The organism is Stenotrophomonas sp. SAU14A_NAIMI4_8 (assembly GCF_003086695.1).
Taxonomy (GTDB): Bacteria; Pseudomonadota; Gammaproteobacteria; order Xanthomonadales; family Xanthomonadaceae; genus Stenotrophomonas.
Genome location: NZ_CP025999.1, coordinates 2,483,178 through 2,502,060 on the forward strand (window position 1 = coordinate 2,483,178; position 18,883 = coordinate 2,502,060).

General features: G+C 69.2%; 17 protein-coding genes. 7 read left to right on the plus strand and 10 right to left on the minus strand.

The features are described 5' to 3' along the window. The 4 genes from C1930_RS11445 (at window position 1) to C1930_RS11460 (ending at window position 4,257) form a co-directional block, all read left to right on the plus strand. Window positions 1-861 carry a Flp pilus assembly protein TadD gene (locus C1930_RS11445; protein ID WP_108756400.1) on the plus strand — a complete coding sequence of 287 codons (861 nt, stop codon included), beginning with the start codon at window positions 1-3 and terminating at the stop codon, window positions 859-861. Continuing rightward, window positions 858-1,292, plus strand: coding sequence for a DUF3613 domain-containing protein (locus tag C1930_RS11450; protein ID WP_108756401.1), 435 nt, complete (start codon window positions 858-860; stop codon window positions 1,290-1,292). The genes C1930_RS11445 and C1930_RS11450 overlap by 4 nt, the downstream gene beginning before the upstream one ends. A gap of 8 nt (window positions 1,293-1,300) precedes the next feature. Continuing rightward, window positions 1,301-3,454, plus strand: coding sequence for a TadG family pilus assembly protein (locus tag C1930_RS11455; RefSeq protein ID WP_108771796.1), 2,154 nt, complete (start codon window positions 1,301-1,303; stop codon window positions 3,452-3,454). A 98-nt stretch (window positions 3,455-3,552) separates the two neighbouring features. Then, window positions 3,553-4,257 (plus strand): DUF2968 domain-containing protein, encoded by a 705-nt coding sequence (locus C1930_RS11460; RefSeq protein ID WP_108771797.1) that lies wholly within the window; start codon window positions 3,553-3,555, stop codon window positions 4,255-4,257. 64 nt (window positions 4,258-4,321) lie between these two features. Here C1930_RS11460 and C1930_RS11465 read toward each other — a convergent pair whose 3' ends face one another. Further along, on the minus strand, window positions 4,322-4,684 hold the full coding sequence (locus tag C1930_RS11465) for a hypothetical protein (protein WP_108756404.1): 363 nt from the start codon (window positions 4,682-4,684) through the stop codon (window positions 4,322-4,324). Window positions 4,685-4,849: 165 nt separating this feature from the next. On the opposite strand from C1930_RS11465, the gene C1930_RS11470 reads away from it, so the two are divergent. Further along, complete coding sequence (locus C1930_RS11470; RefSeq protein WP_108749844.1) at window positions 4,850-5,674, plus strand: alpha/beta hydrolase; 825 nt, start codon at window positions 4,850-4,852, stop codon at window positions 5,672-5,674. 104 nt (window positions 5,675-5,778) lie between these two features. Here C1930_RS11470 and C1930_RS11475 read toward each other — a convergent pair whose 3' ends face one another. From C1930_RS11475 to C1930_RS11505, 7 genes are all read right to left on the minus strand, one after another. Further along, complete coding sequence (locus tag C1930_RS11475) at window positions 5,779-7,425, minus strand: MFS transporter (RefSeq protein WP_108756405.1); 1,647 nt, start codon at window positions 7,423-7,425, stop codon at window positions 5,779-5,781. Further along, entirely contained in the window at window positions 7,419-8,702 is a 1,284-nt protein-coding gene (locus tag C1930_RS11480) for an alginate export family protein (protein WP_108771798.1), read from the minus strand. The genes C1930_RS11475 and C1930_RS11480 overlap by 7 nt, the downstream gene beginning before the upstream one ends. Next, window positions 8,681-10,528, minus strand: coding sequence for an amidohydrolase (locus C1930_RS11485; protein WP_199912438.1), 1,848 nt, complete (start codon window positions 10,526-10,528; stop codon window positions 8,681-8,683). Before C1930_RS11485 ends, C1930_RS11480 begins: the two co-directional genes overlap by 22 nt. Window positions 10,529-10,647: 119 nt before the next feature. After that, window positions 10,648-11,073, minus strand: coding sequence for a DoxX family membrane protein (locus C1930_RS11490; protein ID WP_108749848.1), 426 nt, complete (start codon window positions 11,071-11,073; stop codon window positions 10,648-10,650). Window positions 11,074-11,075: 2 nt separating this feature from the next. Then, complete coding sequence (locus tag C1930_RS11495) at window positions 11,076-11,732, minus strand: hydrolase (RefSeq protein WP_108771800.1); 657 nt, start codon at window positions 11,730-11,732, stop codon at window positions 11,076-11,078. Window positions 11,733-11,734: 2 nt separating this feature from the next. Then, on the minus strand, window positions 11,735-12,175 hold the full coding sequence (locus tag C1930_RS11500) for an AraC family transcriptional regulator (RefSeq protein ID WP_108762207.1): 441 nt from the start codon (window positions 12,173-12,175) through the stop codon (window positions 11,735-11,737). A gap of 78 nt (window positions 12,176-12,253) precedes the next feature. Then, complete coding sequence (locus C1930_RS11505; protein ID WP_108771801.1) at window positions 12,254-12,586, minus strand: hypothetical protein; 333 nt, start codon at window positions 12,584-12,586, stop codon at window positions 12,254-12,256. Between the two features lie 104 nt (window positions 12,587-12,690). On the opposite strand from C1930_RS11505, the gene C1930_RS11510 reads away from it, so the two are divergent. After that, a complete protein-coding gene (locus tag C1930_RS11510) occupies window positions 12,691-15,708 on the plus strand; it encodes a sensor histidine kinase (RefSeq protein WP_108771802.1) in 3,018 nt (1,005 codons plus the stop codon). Continuing rightward, complete coding sequence (locus C1930_RS11515) at window positions 15,701-16,351, plus strand: response regulator transcription factor (protein WP_108753325.1); 651 nt, start codon at window positions 15,701-15,703, stop codon at window positions 16,349-16,351. The genes C1930_RS11510 and C1930_RS11515 overlap by 8 nt, the downstream gene beginning before the upstream one ends. 251 nt (window positions 16,352-16,602) lie before the next feature. Here C1930_RS11515 and C1930_RS11520 read toward each other — a convergent pair whose 3' ends face one another. Then, window positions 16,603-18,060 carry an amidohydrolase family protein gene (locus tag C1930_RS11520; protein ID WP_108771803.1) on the minus strand — a complete coding sequence of 486 codons (1,458 nt, stop codon included), beginning with the start codon at window positions 18,058-18,060 and terminating at the stop codon, window positions 16,603-16,605. 46 nt (window positions 18,061-18,106) lie between these two features. Further along, window positions 18,107-18,802: an ankyrin repeat domain-containing protein gene (locus C1930_RS11525; RefSeq protein ID WP_108771804.1), complete on the minus strand. Its 696-nt coding sequence runs from the start codon at window positions 18,800-18,802 to the stop codon at window positions 18,107-18,109. Window positions 18,803-18,883: the final 81 nt, after the last annotated feature.

Sequence of the window (18,883 nt, forward strand, 5' to 3'; positions counted from 1 at the left end):
ATGCCTGCTGCACGCCCTGCCCTGCTGCTGTTCGCCCTGGCCACCCTGGCCAGCGGCTGTGCGTCCAGCACCGCCAAGTACCTGCACACCCCGACGCTGGCCGAACCCACGCCGGCACCGCAGGACAGCCGCAACACCTATCTGGAACTGATTTCGCGCATGCAGCAGCAGGGCGCGTGGTACGCCTCGCTGGCGCACGTGGATGCGTTCCGCCAGCGCTACGGCGACCTGCCCGCGCTGCGCCTGCTGCAGGCGGACGCGCTGCGCGAAACCGGGCAGACCGCCGCTGCCAGCGCGCTCTACCAGCAACTGGCCAACGGCGCGCAGGCCGCCGCGGCCGCGCACGGGCTGGGACTGATCGCCGCCCATGCCGGGGATGATGCGGCGGCCGAGCAGGCACTGGCACGCGCCAGCCAGCTGCAACCCTTGAACACCGACTACCTGGGCGACCTGGGCTACGCGCGGCTGCGCGCCGGGCAGTTCGACCAGGCGCGCGAACCGCTGGCCAAGGCGCTGGAACTGACCCCGGGCAACGCCAAGGCCACCGCCAACCTGTCGCTGTGGGCGCTGCTGCGCGGTGATACGGCCACGGCCGAACAGCTCGCGCAGCAGGCCAACCTCAACGACGAGACCCGTCGCAGCATCCAGCAGCAGGCGCAGCAGATCCGCAGCCGTCTGCAGCAGCGCCAGAGCGCCGCCATGGCACCGCCGCCGCCGGCCACCGCAGCGCCGGCGCGCAGCATGCGGCTGGCAGCGGAAGCCCGGCGCGACAGCACCACCGACCGCGATCCGGCGCACCTGCCACCGTCCATGCTGGAACGTTTCGGCTCCGCCCGCCCTGCCAACGAGGGAACCCCATGACCCTGCCCGCCCTGCTGCGCACCGTGCTGCCCCTGGCAACCCTTGCCGTCGCCCTGTCGGCGCCGCACGCATCGGCGCAATCCACGCAGTCACCGCTGACCGGACAGATGCTGGGCGAGCGGATGACACCGGCACCCACGGTGCAGTCCGCGCAGCCGCTGGCCACGGTGGATACCACGGCTGCGCCGCCAGCACCGCCGCCACCCACCTATATCCCGGCCAGCACCGCCCGCCCGCAGCACGGCGACAGCGTCCGCAACCTGCTGCGGCTGCAGGCCTCGGGCCAGCAGGCCGGCGCACGCCTGCCGATCCTGGGCGACCAGGCCACGGCCAGCTATGCGCGCTACCTGAAGAGTTTCGAGCACGAGATCCCCGACTTCTTCGATCCAGACGTCGGTCGTTCCAGCAACCGTTCCAGCTCATCACGCTGAGGTCGGCCATGCACCGGTCACGCCGCATCACCTTCAACCGCCAGCGCGGCGGCATGTCGGTCACCTTGATGCTGGTGATGATCGCGCTGGTGGCCATGCTCGGCCTGATCGAAGTGGGCTACCTGTACTGGGCCAAGCGCGATGCACAGAAGGTGGCCGACCTGGCAGCGCTGGCCGGCGCCCAACGCCTGGACCTGTGCAGCGCCGACAACAGTGACAACACCGCGGCACGGCAGAACGCGGTCAACCAGAACCGCTTCCCCGGCCAGGTGCAGGTGCAGTGCGGCAACTGGAATGCCGCCCACGCCGCCGAGGACCACTTCAGCAGCACCGTGGATGCGGCCAATCCGCGCAACGCCGTGCGCGTGACCACCGAACGCAGCGTGCTGCCGTTCTTCGGCCAGAACAACACGCTGCCCACGGTACGCACCCAGGCGGTCGCGCGCCGCGCCGAACCCACCGCGGTGTTCAGCGTGGGCTCGCAGCTGCTGCGCAGCAATGGCAATTCCCCGCTGATGGCCACCCTGCGCCTGGTCGGGCTGGATGTGAGCAATGCCACCGTGCTGTCCTACGATGGCCTGGCCCAGGTCAGCGTTACGCCTTCGGGCCTGCTGCAGGCGCTGGGCATTCCGGTTACCGCCGACCTGAGCGTGGCCGACTTCAATCGCCTGCTGGCGGTGCACCGCGTGTCGCTGGCACAAGTGGTCAACGCCACCGCCGAAGTGGTGGGCCGCAACAGCACCGCCGGCGTGCAGCTGCAGGCGCTGTCCAGCCTGGTATCCACCGGTCTGGACATCAACCAGCTGAACATCGCGCTGGGCAGCAAAAGCGGTGGCGGCGGCCTGTTCGCCGAAGTCATCTCGCCCGATGGCACCATCGGCAGCGCGCTGGAATCGAAGGTCAACGTGCTGGACCTGTTGAACACCGCCATCTCCATTGCCAACGACAACAACGGCGTGCAGATCAGCGGATTGAACCTGGTCGGCATCGAGGTCAAGGCAGGGGTGATCGAGCCCCCCTCCATCGCCATCGGCGGCGTTGGCGCGCGCGCCTACAACGCACAGGTCCGCCTGATGGTGGACGTGGACAGCAACCGCGTGCCGGCCGTGGGCGCGCTGCTGAACCTGCTGGGCACCCGCCTGAAGCTGCCGCTGCACGTGGACGTGACCAATGCGATGGGCACGCTGACATCGCTGCAATGCGGTGCAGCGCCACCGACCGCGACCATCCGCGTGGATTCGTCGGTGCTGCGTGCCTGCGTAGGCAGGATTGCCGAGGCCGATCGCTTTTCCAAACAGAACGTCTGCGATGCCACCCTGCAGAACGAGCAGTTGCTGACCCTGCTGGGCCAGCCGCTGATCAACGACCGCATCACCCTGCCGGCGCTGACCGCGCAACAGGATCTCACCCTGGCCGCCGGGCAGACCGGTTCCACCCGGATCAACCCATTGGCGGTGGGCACGGCGGTGTCCGATCTGGTCAACGAGCTGCTGCGCGTGCTGTCAGGCATGCTGCAGAGCCCGCAGCAGGGCATGAGCTCCAGCGATACGGCCAAGGCGCTGGCCGACCGCTACCTGGCCGCCGCGCATCCCACCGGCGGCCGCTACGACGTGGACAAGGTGATTCCGCTGCTGCGCGACGGCGATGCCAGCCGCCAATTGAATCCGCTGGGCACCTGGACCGTCACCCAGGGCGTGCCCTACGCCTGCCCGCCGCTGTACCTGACCACCTGCCGCAAGGATGGCCCGGTGTGGGATGGCTACCGCACCACCGTCACCGGCCAGGGCCTGGGCGTGCTGGACGGCGTGCTGGGTTCGCTGCTGGGCGGGCTGCTGATCAACCGCTGCGACAGCCTGGTCAGCAACCTGCTGAACTACAACGGCTGCGTGCGCAACAACCTGGCGGCCTACATCCAGACCGCCCCGGCCGGTTTCCTGGACCAGTACGCCGGCGGCGGCGTGACCACGCCGGGCAACGCGGTCAGCTGCAGTGGCCTGCTGTGCGCCGTGCTGACCCCGGTGCTGGCCGCGCTGAAGCCGGTGTTGAACAGCGTGGGCGCACTGCTGAGCGGCACTCTGGCAAGCCTGCTGGGGCTGGAGCTGGGGCGCACCGATGTGCAGGTGCAGTCGATCCAGTGCACGCCCGCGCAGCTGGTCTACTGAGCGCCGCCGCCCGGCTTGGCGCCGCGCGCGCCCATGCTAGACTCCGGGCGGGGAATCACATTCATCTCAACCACACTACGTTCGTGGATGGTCCAGACATGCGAGAAATTTCAGGGGGCACTGTCTTCGCCCGGTACCCGCGCGCGGTAGCGCTGCTGGCCACGGCCATGATCCTGGCCGCACCGTCGGCCATGGCGGCCCGTGGCGACCGCCAGGCCGCTGCCGAACCGGCACGCCCTGCGCCGGTGGTGCGCAACACGGTGGATGAACTGAAGCAGTTGATGGATGCCCAGCAACTGACCGAACTGCGCACCACCTACAACGGCAACTATGGCGCCAGCCTGCTGTTCAACGCCAACACGCTTACCTACTACGTGGCGCTGTTCCAGGAAAAGAACTTCTGGCGCGTGATCAAGACCGATGCGGTGGACAACGCCGAGCGCGTGTACCGCACCTTCGTGCAGCAGACCGAGCAGCTGGCCCAGGTGTACATCGACACCACCCGTCTGGAAGCGGGCAAGCGCTACACCGAACGCCTGGTGGCCTACAACGAAGAGCGCCTGCGCACCCTGCAGCAGGAAATGGAACAGCAGCAGGCGCAGTCGGCGCAGGTCAGCGCGGCGCTGCAGCAGGCACAGCAGCAGGCGGTCAGCCTGAGCACCGATGTGCAGAGCACCAACAGCCAGCTCGATGCCCTGCAGCGTCGCATCCAGATCCTGCAGGCCGAACAGGGCAACCCGGAACTGAGCCTGCCCAAGACCGATGCCGCGTCTGGCGCAGGTGCGGGCGGCGACGGCCACTAAGCCCTCGCGCCTTGCGGCCACGCATGTCGCAAACGGCACCTTCGGGTGCCGTTTTCATGTCCGCTCAATGGCAGGCCGCACGCACGGCGTCGTCCAGCTGCCGCTGCTGCAGATAGTCCGGCCGCAGTGCCTCCGCCCGCCGCTGGCGCGCACGACTGCAGCCGGCCGGATCGCGCTCGATGGGAATCAGCACCGCCCGTGCCGCCCCTGCGTGCCGCTTGCGCGGGCGAGCGGCGGCCGCTGGCACGGTCGGACTGGCCGATGACGTGTCCGCAGGCACCTGCCACTTCCATTCCGCCCGGCCCTGGCACGGGGTCTGCTGATAGACCGGGTGCGGGCCATCCACGCATTTGTAGACGTTGGTCTGTGCCTGCACCGGCACGGCCAACAACAGCGCGAGCACCGCGCCTGCCACCACTCCGCTCATGACGCCCTCCTTGCCGGCATGGTCCCGCCCCGGCCAGTGTGCCGCCAGAGGCCAATGCGACTTCCTGCCACAGCCGTGCAATGCCGGCGGAGCAGGCTGCGCTGTACTGCGCGCACACCGGTCGCCGCGACCGGTGCCTTCCACCTTCCGCCAAAGGAATCCAAGATGAGCAATTTCGTTACCGTCAAAGACGGCGCCCGCATCTTCTACAAGGACTGGGGCACCGGCCAGCCCGTCGTGTTCGCCCACGGCTGGCCGCTGTCGTCCGACGCCTGGGACCCGCAGATGCTGTTCATGGGCCAGAACGGTTACCGCGTAATCGCCCATGACCGCCGCAGCCACGGCCGTTCCAGCCAGACCTGGGACGGCAACAACATGGACACCTACGCCGACGACCTGGCCGCGGTGATCGAAGCACTGGACCTGCACGACGCCATCCTGGTCGGCCATTCCACCGGTGGTGGCGAAGTGGCGCACTACGTTGGCCGCCACGGCAGCAAGCGCGTGGCCAAGGTGGTACTGGTCGGCGCGGTGCCGCCGCTGATGCTGAAGACCGCCAGCAACCCGGCCGGCACCCCGCTGGAGGTGTTCGACGGCATCCGCAAGGGCACCGCCGGTGACCGCTCGCAGTTCTTCAAGGACCTGACCACGCCGTTCTTCGGCGCCAACCGCGACGGCAATGCCGTTACCCAGGGCATGCGCGATTCGTTCTGGCAGCAAGGCATGCTGGGCGGGGTGAAGGGTCAGTACGACTGCATCCACGAGTTCTCGGAAGTGGACTACACCGCCGATCTGCAGAAGATCGATGTGCCGGCGCTGGTGGTGCATGGCGACGATGACCAGATCGTGCCGTTCGATGCCTCGGCCAAGCTGTCCTCGCAGATCATCAAGGATGCCGAGCTGAAGGTGTACGCGGGCGCGCCGCACGGCCTGACCGTCACCCACGCCGACCAGTTCAACGCCGACCTGCTGGCGTTCGCACGCAAATGACGTGCCGCGGCGGCGCCCAGCGCGCCGCCGCCCCTGCACGGTAGCGCCGGGCCATGCCCGGCGGTTGAAGCACGGTAGCGCCGGGCCATGCCCGGCGACCGCTCTCAGATGTCGCTGTGATGGTGCGGCACGTTGGCCGGCAACGGGTCCTGCCCACCCACGAAGTGCCGCACGATCGGCGCACGCTCGCCACGGTGCAGGCCGCGCAGCGTTTCCTGGATCGCCTTGTCGTCGGCGGTGATGCGCTCATGCTGGCGCAGGTGTTCCAGCCACGACGGGGTCACGAAATACTCCAGGTGCACGCCAGGCGTCGCCACGTCTTCCACCACGCCCCACACCACGGCACCGTCGCGGCGGCGGATCGTGCCCAGCGCGCGTATCTGCGCCTGGAACAGTGCGCGGTCGCCGGCTTCGATGCGGTATTCCACCGTCACCAGCACCGGGCCGCGATCATGCGACACCGGCACTGCCAGCTCCGGCGCCGGCCAATGCCCGGCCGGGCGCAGGTTCAGTTCCTCGGTGCCGGCAATGCGCACGCGCCAGACCAGCAGGCCGCCCACCACCGCGCCCACGGCCGCCACCAGCAGGGCCAGTTCCGGCGAAGTGCGCTGGGCCAGCGCGCCCCAGCTCAAGCCACCGGCGGCCATGCCCGCCGAGAACACCATGATGTACAGCGCCAGCGCACGTGCACGCACCCACGCCGGCACCGCCGTCTGCGCCGCGATCTGCAGCGAAGACAGCACGGTGATCCAGGCGAAGCCATTGACCAGCATCACCACCGGCAGCACGTACCAGCTGCGGGTCAGGGCCAGGCCGACCAGGCTGCACGCCAGCGCCAGCGTCGCCAGCAGCACCAGCAGGTCGCGATCGAGTTTGGCGCGAAGTTTTGGCAGCAGCAGCGCACCGCCCACCGCGCCGATCCCGATGCAGCCCAGCAGGATGCCGTACTGCCCGGCCCCGCCATGCATCTGCCCACGCACCACCACCGGCAGCATCGCGTTCATCGCGGCGGCGAAGAAGAAGAAGCCCACCGATTTGATCAGCACCGCCTGCAGGCGACCGGCGCGGCTGGCATAGCGCAGGCCGGCCTTCAGGCCGGCACCGAAGCCTTCCGGCGGCAGGCTCGATGCCTTCGGGTCGCGCTTCCAGCCCCAGACCACGAACAGCATGGCGGCGAAGGTGATGGCATTGAAGCCGAAGGCCCACACCGCACCCAGCTGCGCCACGATCACGCCGCCGATGGCCGGGCCGATCGAACGGGCGATGTTGATGCCGATCGAATTCAGCGCCACCGCCGAGGCCAGCATCGGCTGCGGCACCAGTTCAGAGACGATCGCGGCCTGTGCCGGCATGGCCATGGCCGCACCGCAGCCCATGCAGAACGTCAGCAGCACCAAAAGGTTGGGGGTCAGCAGGTCGAACGCGGTCAGCGTGGCCATCACCGCGGCCACCAGCAGCATCCAGCCCTGGGTCAACAACAGGTATCTGCGGCGGTCGACGATGTCGGCCAATGTACCGGCGGCCAGCGCCAGCAGCACGATCGGCACCGTGGTGGCCGACTGCACCAGGGCCACCATCAGCGGCGAGCCTGTGCGCTCGGCCATGACCCAGGCCGCGGCGACGTCGTTCACCCAGGTGCCGATGTTGCTGGCCAGGATCGCCAGCCACAGTGCCCGGAACATGCTGACTTTCAGCGGGGACCAGGCACCTGCGGCCTGGGGGGAAGGTTGTGACGCGGTTGCGTTCACCATTGCCATGCTCCAACGATCGAGGCGAACAGGGTGTCCTGGCCGCCGGCCTGTTTCAGTGCAGGACCGGCATCGACCCAGGCCAGCTGCAGCTGCCATTGCCAGTGTTCGCTGGCTTGCCAGCGGGTTTCGGATTTGTATTGGGTGCCGATGCGGCGTGCGCCACCGGCACTGCCGGGCAGCGCCGACAGCGGCGCGGGGGTGGTGTAGACCGCGTCGGCGCGGCGGTGCTTCCAGGCCATCTGCACGCCCAGTTCGGTGGTGACCTTCGGGTCCAGCCGCAGCGCCAGCGTCGGCTGCACGTCCATCAGGTTGGCCGGCGCCAACAGGCTGGCCTCGCTGAAGTACGCCGATTTGGGGAACAGCGCGTTGAACGTGCCCAGCCGGCCGTCATGCAGGTTGCCATCGCCACTGGCCAGGTCGGCCTTCAGGCCCAGCCGCGGTTGCAGCGGCAGCGCGGCCCAGCGCCAGCCGGTATCGGTGGCAATGGTCCACGCACGGATGTCCAGATCGGCGCCGGCCGTGCGCAGCTCACCGCCCTGGGCCACCAGTTCGGTGTTCCAGTCCAGGCCGCCGGCCTGGCCAAACCAGCGCGTGCCCACGGTCTGTCGCCGCTCCACGCCCGTGCCAGCGGCGAAGCGCGCGCCGTCGCGGCGGTAGTCCAGCGCGTAGACATCCCACTGCCCGGCACCGTGCCCACGCGCGGTGGTGGCATAGGCGCCCCACAGGTGGGCACCGTGTTCGCCGCGGTCATCGAATACACCGGGGCGGTTTTCCACCGGGCGCAGCGCCAACAGGTCCAGCTGTCCCAAGCGCCCGTTCCAACCAACGCGCGCACCATCGAAGGCCAGGCGGATGTTCGGCCCATCGCGCACGGACAGCAGCCGCGAACTGCCGTAGCCGGCTTCCTGCCGGCCCAGCTGCACGTGCCAGCCTTCGCCCTGCCAGCGCCAGTAGGCCTGCTGCACATCCAGCGCGCTGCGATCGGTGCGGCCGGGGCCGCCGGCCTTGCCGTCCTCGGCGTGCACGCCCAACTGCAGCTTGGCTTCCCAGTCATCCCGGCGGTAGGTGGCCGCGGCCAGCGCGCGCAGCAGGCCGTAGCCATCCTCGCCGCCGCCCACGCCGAAGCGCGTGGGGTCGTAGTACAGCCCACGCACGCGCACCGAGGCATCCCACTGCAGCTGGCCATCGCCCACTGGCGTGCAGGCACCGCCGTCGCAGGCCAGCGCCAGCGACGGCGCGGCCAACGCAGCCAAGGTCAGAACGCGAAGCACGAGCACCCCATGGCGCCCCAGAACGCGGTCAGATCATCGGTCGGTGCGGCGTGGTGGGCGGCATGGCCGTGCGCACCGTGGGTGCCACATGCGGCCCCGTGGTGATGGTGGTGGGCCGCGGCCAGTCCCGTGGCCGCGCCACCGACGTGGTAGCCGCCGAACTTGTTCACCGGCGACCAGTCCGGCATGGCCGGCGGCAACTGCGGGGCCAGCCCGGCGTAGTCACCGTCGGCATGCACGATGCGGCCGCCGACCACGGTCAGCAGGCTGGTGATATCGGCGATCTGCCCATCGTCCACGCGGAAGAAGTCGGCCGACAGCACGATGAAATCGGCCAGCTGGCCTTCCTTCAGCGTGCCCTTCACCGCTTCGTCGCCAGAGAACCACGCGCTGCCCTGGGTCCACAGGCGCAACGCCTGTTCGCGTTCCAGCAGGTTCTCGTCGCCATACAGCGCCAGTCCGCCCACGGTGCGCCCGGTCACCAGCCACGACAGCGCCACCCACGGGTTGTAGCTGGCCACACGCGTGGCATCGGTACCGGCGCCCACCGGCACGCCCTCGGCCAGCATGCGCTTGACCGGCGGGGTGTGGCGCGCGGCCTGCACACCGTAGCGCTGCACGAAAGCCTCGCCCTGGTAGGCCATGCGGTGCTGCACGGCAATGCCGCCGCCCAGCGCACGGATACGTTCGATGTTGCGCGGGGTGATGGTTTCGGCATGGTCGATGAACCAGTGCAGGCCATCGAACGGCACCTCGCGGTTCACCTGTTCGTACACGTCCAGGATGCGGGTGATGCTTTCATCGTAGGTGGCGTGGATGCGGAACGGCCAACGCTTTTCCACCAGCAGCTTGACCACGTCGTGCAGCTCCGGCTCCAGCTCCGGCGGCAGTTCCGGGCGCGGCTCGTTGAACAGCTCGAAATCGGCCGCCGAAAACACCAGCATCTCGCCGGCACCGTTGTGGCGCAGCAGGTCATCGCCCTGGCGCGGCTGCAGGATCTCGCTCCAGCCGCGGAAGTCGTTCACCTCGTTGCCCTTGTTCTGGGTGAACAGGTTGTAGGCGATGCGCACCGTCAGCTGGTCATCGCGATGCAGCTGCTCGATGACCTGGTAATCCTCGGGGTAGTTCTGGAACCCGCCACCGGCATCGATCACCGAGGTGATGCCCAGGCGGTTCAGTTCGCGCATGAAGTGGCGGGTGGAGTTGGCCTGGTATTCCACCGGCAGGCGCGGGCCCTTGGCCAGCGTGGCATACAGGATGAGCGCGTTGGGCTTGGCCAGCAGCAGGCCGGTCGGGTTGCCCAGCGAATCGCGCACGATCTGCCCGCCCGGCGGGTCCGGGGTGTCCTTGGTGTAGCCGCAGGCACGCAGCGCCGCACGGTTCAACAGCGCGCGGTCGTACAGGTGCAGCAGGAACACCGGCGTATCCGGCGCAATGTCATTGAGTTCCTGCAGGGTCGGCAGGCGTTTTTCGGTGAACTGGCTGGCGGTGAAGCCGCCGACCACGCGCACCCATTGCGGCGCCGGCGTGCGGTCGACCTGCGCCTTCAGCATGGCCATGGCGTCGGCCAGCGAACGCAGGCCGTCCCAGCGCAGCTCCAGGTTGTAGTTCAGGCCACCGCGGATCAGGTGGGTGTGGCTGTCATTCAACCCGGGAACCAGGCGACGGCCCTGCGCATCCAGGATGGTGGCCTCGTTGCCCCAGCCGCGCATGATCTCCTCATCGCTGCCTACGGCGACGATGCGGTCTTCCTGCACGGCCAGTGCCTGCGCGTGCGGGCGTTGCGGGTCCAGCGTGGTGATACGGGCATTGCGGATGACCAGGGTGCTCATGCGGCGCTCCTTGGATGTTGATTCGATGGCGCCGGCGGCAGTGCCGGCCAGGCCCAGCGCCAGCGCGGCGCCGGCACCCAGCAGCACGTTGCGGCGGCCGGGATGGTGGGGGTCGGAACTCATGCAAGGTCTCCCTGCAGCAGCGGGCCATCCAGCGCCCAGGCACCGGGCCCGGCGCAGGCGATGGCCAGCAGGACGAAAGTCCACATCAGCGGGTATTCGACGCCACCGCGCATCCAGAACCAGCCCTTGGGCAGGGCCAGCAGCGCAGTGAAGCCAATGAACGCGGCCGCCGCCAGGGCGGCCACGCGGGTCTGCCAGCCCAGCAGCACGGCCAGGCCGGACAGCACCTGCAACAGCGCCAGCAGCAACGGCAGGGGCGCGGCCGAGGGCAGGCCGAAGCCGCGCAGTTCGCCGGCGAAGCCACCCAGGCCGGGGCCGCCGAACCAGCCCAGCAGCTTGCCCAGTGCGTGTGGCAGCAGGAATCCACCTGCCGCCACGCGCAGCATCAGCAAGGCCAGGTCCAGGCCGTGACTGCCGGTCATGCTCAGTGACCGCCTTCCTGTGCGCCGAACATGGTCTTGGCGTACTGGATGCCGATGCCGTAGCCGCCGGCGTGGTCGCGGGCGATGCCGGTGGTCAGGCCATAGGTTTCACCGCGCGCCCAGTCGCGCTGCAGTTCCAGCAGGTACTGCACGCTGGTGATCGGCACGGCACCGGCCTGCACCATGCGGGTGATGGCGCGCTCGTGCGCTTCCTCGCTCACGTCGCCACAGGCGTCGGTGATCACGTAGACCTCGAAGCCCTGCTCCAGCGCCGACAGGGTCGGGCCGACGATGCAGACGCTGGTCCACAGGCCACCCAGCACCAGGCGGCGCTTGCCGATGCGGTTGATCTCATCGATTACCGGCTGGTCTTCCCAGGTGTTCATCGAGGTGCGGTCGAACACGGTCTGGCCGGGGAAGATCTCCGGCAGTTCCGGGAACATCGGGCCGGAGAACGACTTCTCGGCCACGGTGGTCAGCACCACCGGCACGTTGAAGCCCTTGGCGCCCTTGCTGATCAGCGAGACGTTGTTGCGCAGGGCCGAGATGTCGATGGTGTGCGTGGCGAAGGCCATCTGCGATTGGTAGTCGATCAGCACCAGGGCGTGGTCGGTGGGCGACAGCAGGGCCTTGGCGGGGGTGGCGGTTGCGGTGGTCATGGTCAGACTCCAGGGGTGGTTGAAGGCGGGGGCGTCAGGCGGCCGCAGGCGCGCTCGGCAGGCAGCCGCAGCGCGGCGTCACCGGCCAGGTACTGGCCGGGGCTGCAGCCGGTCTCGGCGCGGAAACTGCGCACGAAATGGCTCTGGTCGAAGAAGCCCAGGTGTTGGGCCAGGTGGGACATGGAACCGGTGCTGTCGGGCAGCAGTTGCCGGGCCCGCTCAATGCGCCGGCGGCGCACATAGCGCAGTGGGCTGGCACCGGTACCGGTACGGAACAGGCGCACCAGATGGAAGCGGCTGACGCAGGCCACTTCGGCCAGCTCGGTCACCCGCAGCGGCTGCGACAGGTGCTCGTCGATGTAACGCAGGGCGCGCTGCAGTGCGGCCGACTGATTCGGCGCAAGCGCGTCTGCCGCGAACGCAGGCGGGGTTTGCAGGGCCATGCGAATGCACCGCGACGGGGGGCTTCATGGTGCGCTGCGGTCGTGCCGCGCCCTACCCCCGACGGTCCAGCGTGCCACTCACCCTTTTGGGGGAGGCCCGCGCTCCAGCACACGCCGTCCGAACTGCCGTGCATCCACTGAATAGGCCCCGGGGCCCAGCAGGAACAGCGCCACCGGCAGTGCCAGCAGCGGCCACGGCGCGGCCTGCAGCCACAGCCCGAGCAGCGCCATCGGCACCGCCAACGGGGTCACCCAGCCCAGCAGCAACAGCGCCTGTGCGGCCACGCAGACCAGCCAGACCCCGCTGCCAGGCGCCTGCGCCGGCCACAGCGCCGCCATCAGGCACAGGCGCAGCCACAGCAGGCCGATCCCCGGCGCGCGGTCGGGGAACATCACAAACAAGCGTTGCATCGGTGGCCTCCCTGCTCCATGCGGATGTGATAGCGCACCCACACGCTGGGCGCCTGCCCCGTTCGGGTCACCCCGGGCTGCCCCGCACCTGCCAGAATGACGGCATGCGCGCCCTCCCCCGCTCTTTCCTGCAGTGCCTGCAGGGGCTGATCTGCTGCCTGTCGCTGGCGTTGCCGGCAATGGCGCTGGCCGTGCAGCAGCCGCCGGTCAGCACCGGCATGCCCGGCTACCAGCACACGGCCTGGCGCGTAGGCCAGGGCGCACCGGGCGATATCTGGGATATCGCCCAGGACCGCGACGGCCTGCTGTGGCTGGCCACCGGCTCGGGTCTCTACCGCTTCGATGGCCGCCGTTTCGAGCGCCAGGCGCCACCGGCGGGCCAGCGCTTCCCCTCGACCAACATGGTCACCCTGGCGCGCGACGCGCAGCAGGGCCTGTGGATCGGTTATTTCCAGGCGGGCATCAGCCACAGCCAGCCCGGGCGGCTGGACAACTACGGCCGCGCCCAGGGTATTCCCGTGGGCGTGGTGCCGCGCTTCGAGCACGATCGCAATGGCCGGCTGTGGGCCGCAGTGAACGGCGGCCTGCGCTGGTTCGACGGGCAGCGCTGGCAGGCCGATGCCAGCACCGGCCTGCCCGACCGCCGCGTGCAGTGGGTGTTCCAGGACAGCCACGGCACGTTGTGGGTCTTGGCCGACCTGCAGGTCTGGTCGCGCCCGGCCGGTGCCTCACGCTTCACCTCGACCGGCATCGCCGTCTCCCAGATGTCCACCCTGGCCGAGAGCCCGCGTGGCGAAGTGTGGCTGGCCGACCGCAACCGCGGCACCCTGCCGCTGGCCGACCGCGACGGTCTGCTGCCGGCCAGCGAGCGCGAGGCGCGACGCCTGCCCGGCCTGCTCGCATCGCGCATGCAGTTCACCGCCAATGGCGACCTGTGGGCGACCTTCAGCCCGCACGGTGGCGTGGCCCGGGTCAGCTTCGACGGCGACACCGCCACCGGCATCGAGCGCTTCGATACCGCCGAAGGTTTGACCGCCACGTCGGCGGTACCGGTGGTGCTCGATCGCGAAGGCAATATCTGGGTGGGCACCAACCTGGGTTTGAACCGCTTCCGCGCACGCAGCGTGCAGACCCTGACCGTCGGACCGACCGATCCGTACCGCTCGCTGGTGCGCGCCGACGATGGCCGCGTGTACGGCTATGGCGAAGACCTGCAGCCCTACGATCTGCGCCGGCAGCTGCTGGACCGCAGCGCAAAAGAGCTGCAGGCCGCCGCGCGCCGGGATGCGCGCCCGATGTGGCAGTTCGACTGGGTGAACCTGGCCCGCACCGAAGCCGGGAAGACCACGCGCATTCCGCTGCCGGCGCCGTTCACCGGCCAGCCCAGCCACGCCCTGCTGTTCCCTGACAACGACAATGCATGGGTCTGTGCCGGCGAACAGGCCGTGCTGCATTACCAGGCCGGGCACTGGCTGCGCGAACCGCGCCTGCCCGAGCGTGCCTGCTCCAGCCTGGCCCAGGGCAGCGATGGCAGCCTGCTGCTGGGATATGCCGATGGGCGCGTGCGCCGCCTCGACAGCAACGGCGTAGCCACCTACGGCAGCGCGCAGGGGCTGGACGTGGGGCCGATCACCGCCCTGCTGCAGCACCGTGACCTGCTGCTGGTTGCCGGTGAGTCGGGCCTGTCGGTACGGATCGGCGACGGCCGGTTCATGAGCGTGCGCACCGATCTGGCCGGCGTGCTGGAGGGCATCACCGGCATCGTGGTCGATGGCCGCGGCCGGGTCTGGTTGAACGGCAGCCGCGGCCTGGTACGCCTGCAGGAAACCACCCTGCGCAGCGCGCTGCTGCAGGGCACGCCGCTGAGCCCGCGCCTGTTCGATGCGGTGGATGGGATGCCGGGCATCGCCCTGCAGAGTGGCCCCATTCCCACCGCGGTGCTGGCCGCCGACGGCCTGCTGTGGCTGGCCACCAACCAAGGGCTGGCCTGGCTGGACACCACCCAGAACCATATCGACACCCAGGCACCCGGCGTGCGTATCGGCGATGTGCTGTACGGCGATACGCACCAGCCGCTGACCGAAGGCCTGCACCTGCCGGCCGGCACCACCCAGCTGCAGATCGACTTCGTGGCGTTGTCACTGGCACGGCCCGAACGCAACCGCTATCGCTACCGCCTGTCCGGGGTGGATGACAGCTGGCAGGATGCCGGCAGCAGCACCCGTGCCTATTACACCAACCTGGCCGCCGGCAGCTACCGCTTCGAAGTGGAAGCGGCCAACGAGGACGGCGTCTGGAGCCAGGAGCCGGCCAGCCGCAGCTTCCGCATCGCCCCCACGTTCGTGCAGACGGTGTGGTTCAAGCTGCTGTGCGCGCTGACGGTGCTGCTGGTGCTGGCCATGGCCGTGCGCGTGCGCAGTGGCCAGCTGGCCGCGCTGTTCCGCGCCCGCCTGCAGGAACGCCACGGCGAGCGCGAACGCATTGCCCGCGACCTGCACGACACCCTGCTGCAGGGCAGCCAGGGGCTGATCCTGCGCCTGCATGCCATCAGCCAATCCGAACGCACCCCGGAACCGGTGCGCGCGCAGCTTGAATCGGCCATGCAACTGGCCGAGCGCAACCTGGCCGAGGGCCGCGAACGGGTGAACGCGCTGCGCGATGGCCCGTTCAGTGGGCGCGACCTGGCCACGGCGCTGGCCGATGTGCACGCCGAGTACGCCGGCGAAGGCACCAATCCGCTGCGCCTGACCGTGGAAGGCACCCCGCCGCCCCTGCAGACCGACGCCGCCGAGGAAGTGTTCCTGATCGGCCGCGAGGCCATCCGCAACGCCTTGCGCCATGCCCAGGCCAGCGCCATCGAAGTGGAGCTGTCCTACGGCCCACGCAGCTTCCTGCTGCACGTGCGCGACGATGGCATCGGCATTGCCGACCCCGGCGCCAGCCACGGCCACTGGGGCCTGCAGGGCATGCGCGAGCGTGCACAGCGGCTGGGCGCCGAACTGCAGCTGTGGACCCGCCCTGGCCTGGGCACCGAAGTCGCGCTGGCCGTGCCCGGCCGCCGCTTGTACCAACGACGCGCGCCACGTTGGCGCTGGCCCTGGAGCCGCCCCACCCATGACTGATTCCCTTGCCCCCATCGGCGTACTGGTGGTCGATGACCACCCCCTGCTGCGCGATGGCCTGGCCGCCCTGCTGGGCGCGCATGCCGACCTTCGCCTGCTGGGCGAAGCCGCAGACGGCGAGGAAGCCGTTGCCCGCTACCAGCAGCTGCAGCCGGACGTGGTGCTGATGGACCTGCAGATGCCACGCCTGGATGGCGTGGAAGCCATCGTGCGGATCCGCGCGCTCGATCCGCGCGCGCGCATCATCGTGCTGACCACCTACCGCGGCGACGTGCGTGCGGTGCGCGCACTGCAGGCCGGCGCCAGTGCCTATCTGCTGAAGGACATGCTGCGCCACGAGCTGGTGGATACCATCCGCACCGTCGCCGACGGCCGCCGCGCGGCCATTCCGGCCGAAGTGGCCGCCAGCATCGCCGCGCACGTGGTGGAAGACCGCCTGTCGCCGCGGGAAACCGAAGTACTGCGTCACGTGGCCAGCGGCCTGTCCAACAAGCGCATCGGCGAGCGCATGCAGATCTCCGAGCAGACCGTGAAAGCGCACATGAAGAGCCTGATGGACAAGCTGGGGGTGGGCGACCGCACTCACGCGGTCACCCAGGCCCTGCGCCGCGGCATCATCAGCCTGGACGACGGCAACCCGTAACGTCGAGCTTGCTCGACGGCCTCTGCCTCACCGTAGCGTCGAGCTTGCTCGACGGCCTTTGCCTCGCCGTAGCGTCGAGCTTGCTCGACGGCTTCTGCCTTACCGTAGCGTCGAGCTTGCTCGACGGCTTCTGCCTCACCGTAGCGTCGAGCTTGCTCGACGGCGTTGCGCTCAGTCGAGCACGCTCGACTCTACGTTCACGGCTTTCCGCTCAGTCGAGCAAGCTCGACTCTACGTTCTCGGCGTTCCGCTCAGTCGGGCTTGCTCGACTGCGCATTCCACGCGGCCACCTTGGCGCGGGTATCGGCCAGCATCTTGTCCAGCACGGCGCGGTCATACACATCCCCGCGCAGGATCACGCTGTCGATCTTCTGCGTTGCCGCGATGTCCTGCAGCGGGTTGGCGGTCAACAGCACCAGATCGGCCGCCTTGCCCGCGGCCACGCCACCGTATCGATCCATCTGCCCGAACCACGCCGGGCCGGAACGGGTAGCCGCCGACAGCGCCTGCGGTGCGCTCAGCCCTTCCTTCACGAACAACTGCAGCTCCTGGTGCAGGGCGATGCCGGGGAAGTTGTACGAATTGAGGAAGCCCGCGTCGGTGCCGGCAATGATCGTCACCCCCGCTTCCTGCAGCATCGGCAGCACCGCGGCCACCTGCTGGTACTGCGCATGGCGTGCTTCGATCTGCGCCGGGGTGGCCTTGGCCGCACGCTCCACGCGCCAGGTGTAGGTCGCGCGCAGACCGGGGCCGATGTAGGCCAGGTAGGGATCATTGGCATGGTCATCCTGGTCCAGGAAGTCCAGGATGCGCCCGCCGTTGAGTGTCGGGGTCACGAATACACCGCGCTTGGCAAAGTCGCGATAGGCGTGCATTGCGGTATCGCGGTCAAAGCTGGCATCCAGGCGGCGGTTGGCCTCGGCGCGATCGATGCGGCCCGCACCGAAATCGGCAGCGATCTGTGCCTCATCCTTGCTGCCGGCCTTGAAGGCGTAATCCAGGTGCTCGATGGACGCCAATCCGGCATCCACCGCCTGCTCCACCGTCAGCGCCATCGGAATATGGCCGGATGCCTTCAGACCGGCGTTGCGCGCGGCGGTGGCCGAGTACAGGAACAAGTCCGGCTTCAGCGTGCTGTCGGTGATCTTCACGAAATCGACCTTGTCGTGCTGCAGCTGCGTGATTGCCTGATCGACCTGCGCCTTGTCACCGACTTCGATAGTGCCCTTCCACACCGGCTTGATGCCCTCGATCTTCGCTCCTGAACTGAGCAGGCGCGGCCCGAACAGGGTGCCGTCGGCAATCTGCCCGCGCCACTGCAGCACCTGTTCCGGCAGATCGCCCGAACAATCACGAATGGTGGTGATGCCGTGGGCGATGTACAGCGGCAGCAGCGCCTTGTTTTCCTCCACCAGCGCCGGGCCGCCGCCGAAGTGCACGTGCATGTCCCACAGGCCCGGGATGAGGTACTTGCCGGCGGCATCGATCTGGCGGCTGGCGCTCCATTGGCTGCGCAGCTGCGCGTCGGGGCCCACCGCCACGATGTCATCACCACGGATCACCACGCTCTGCCCGGGCAGGCTGCGCGCGTGCTCGACATCGACCACGGTGGCATTGCGGATCAGCAAATCAGCACGTTCGGCCGCAGACGCCGACAGCGGCGCGACAGCAACAAGGATCGCAAGGGACAAGGGGCGGGAACGGAGCATGGATGGCATCCTGGCAGGCACGCGCACGTGCGGGGTGGAAGGGGTATCAATGGGTCGCGCCGTGCTGGCGCAGCAGGGTTTCGATCGCGGTGTAGCCGCGCTGGCGGGCATGCGCCAACGGCGTTACGCCATCGCCGTCCGCCAGATGCGGATCGGCGCCGGCCTCCAGCAGCAACTGCACGATCTGCACGTGGCGTGGGCCGCCATCGCCGAGCAGGATGGCCTCCAGCAGCGCGGTCCAGTGCAGGCGATTGACGTGGTCCACGGCCACCCCGGCGCGCAGCAGCATGCGCACCGTGGGCACGTGGCCGCGCTCGGCGGCGGGAATCAGGGCCGTGCCGCCATAGCGGTTGGTACTGCGCAGATCGGCACCGTGGGCCAGGGTCAGCGCGAGGATCTCATCCAGCCCGCGCGCGCCGGCGTACAGGTAGGCGCTGTCCTGCATCGTATCCTTGGCGTTGACGTCGGCACCGGCGTCGATCAGCACACGTGCTGCCTCCAGCCGGTTGCCGTGGGTGGCCAGCAGCAGGGCCGTACGGCCCTGCGCGTCGCGCGCTTCCAGCTGGGCACCGCCCTCCAGCGCCACCCGTACGGCCGCGGCGTCACCGCGGGCGGCGGCTTCGCGCAGGCGCACATCGGCCGCGCCGGTGCTGGCCGAGCAGGCCGACGCCAGCATCGCCAGTACGCACAGCAGCAACAGACGCCCGAGCGTGGGACAGCGGCGGCAACGATGGATGCGCATCTGCGTTTCTCCTCTGCGGCGGGGCCGGTGCGGCGCTGCGGCCCGCTTGCCGCACCCTTTCCTGCATGGTAGAAGTCGCAG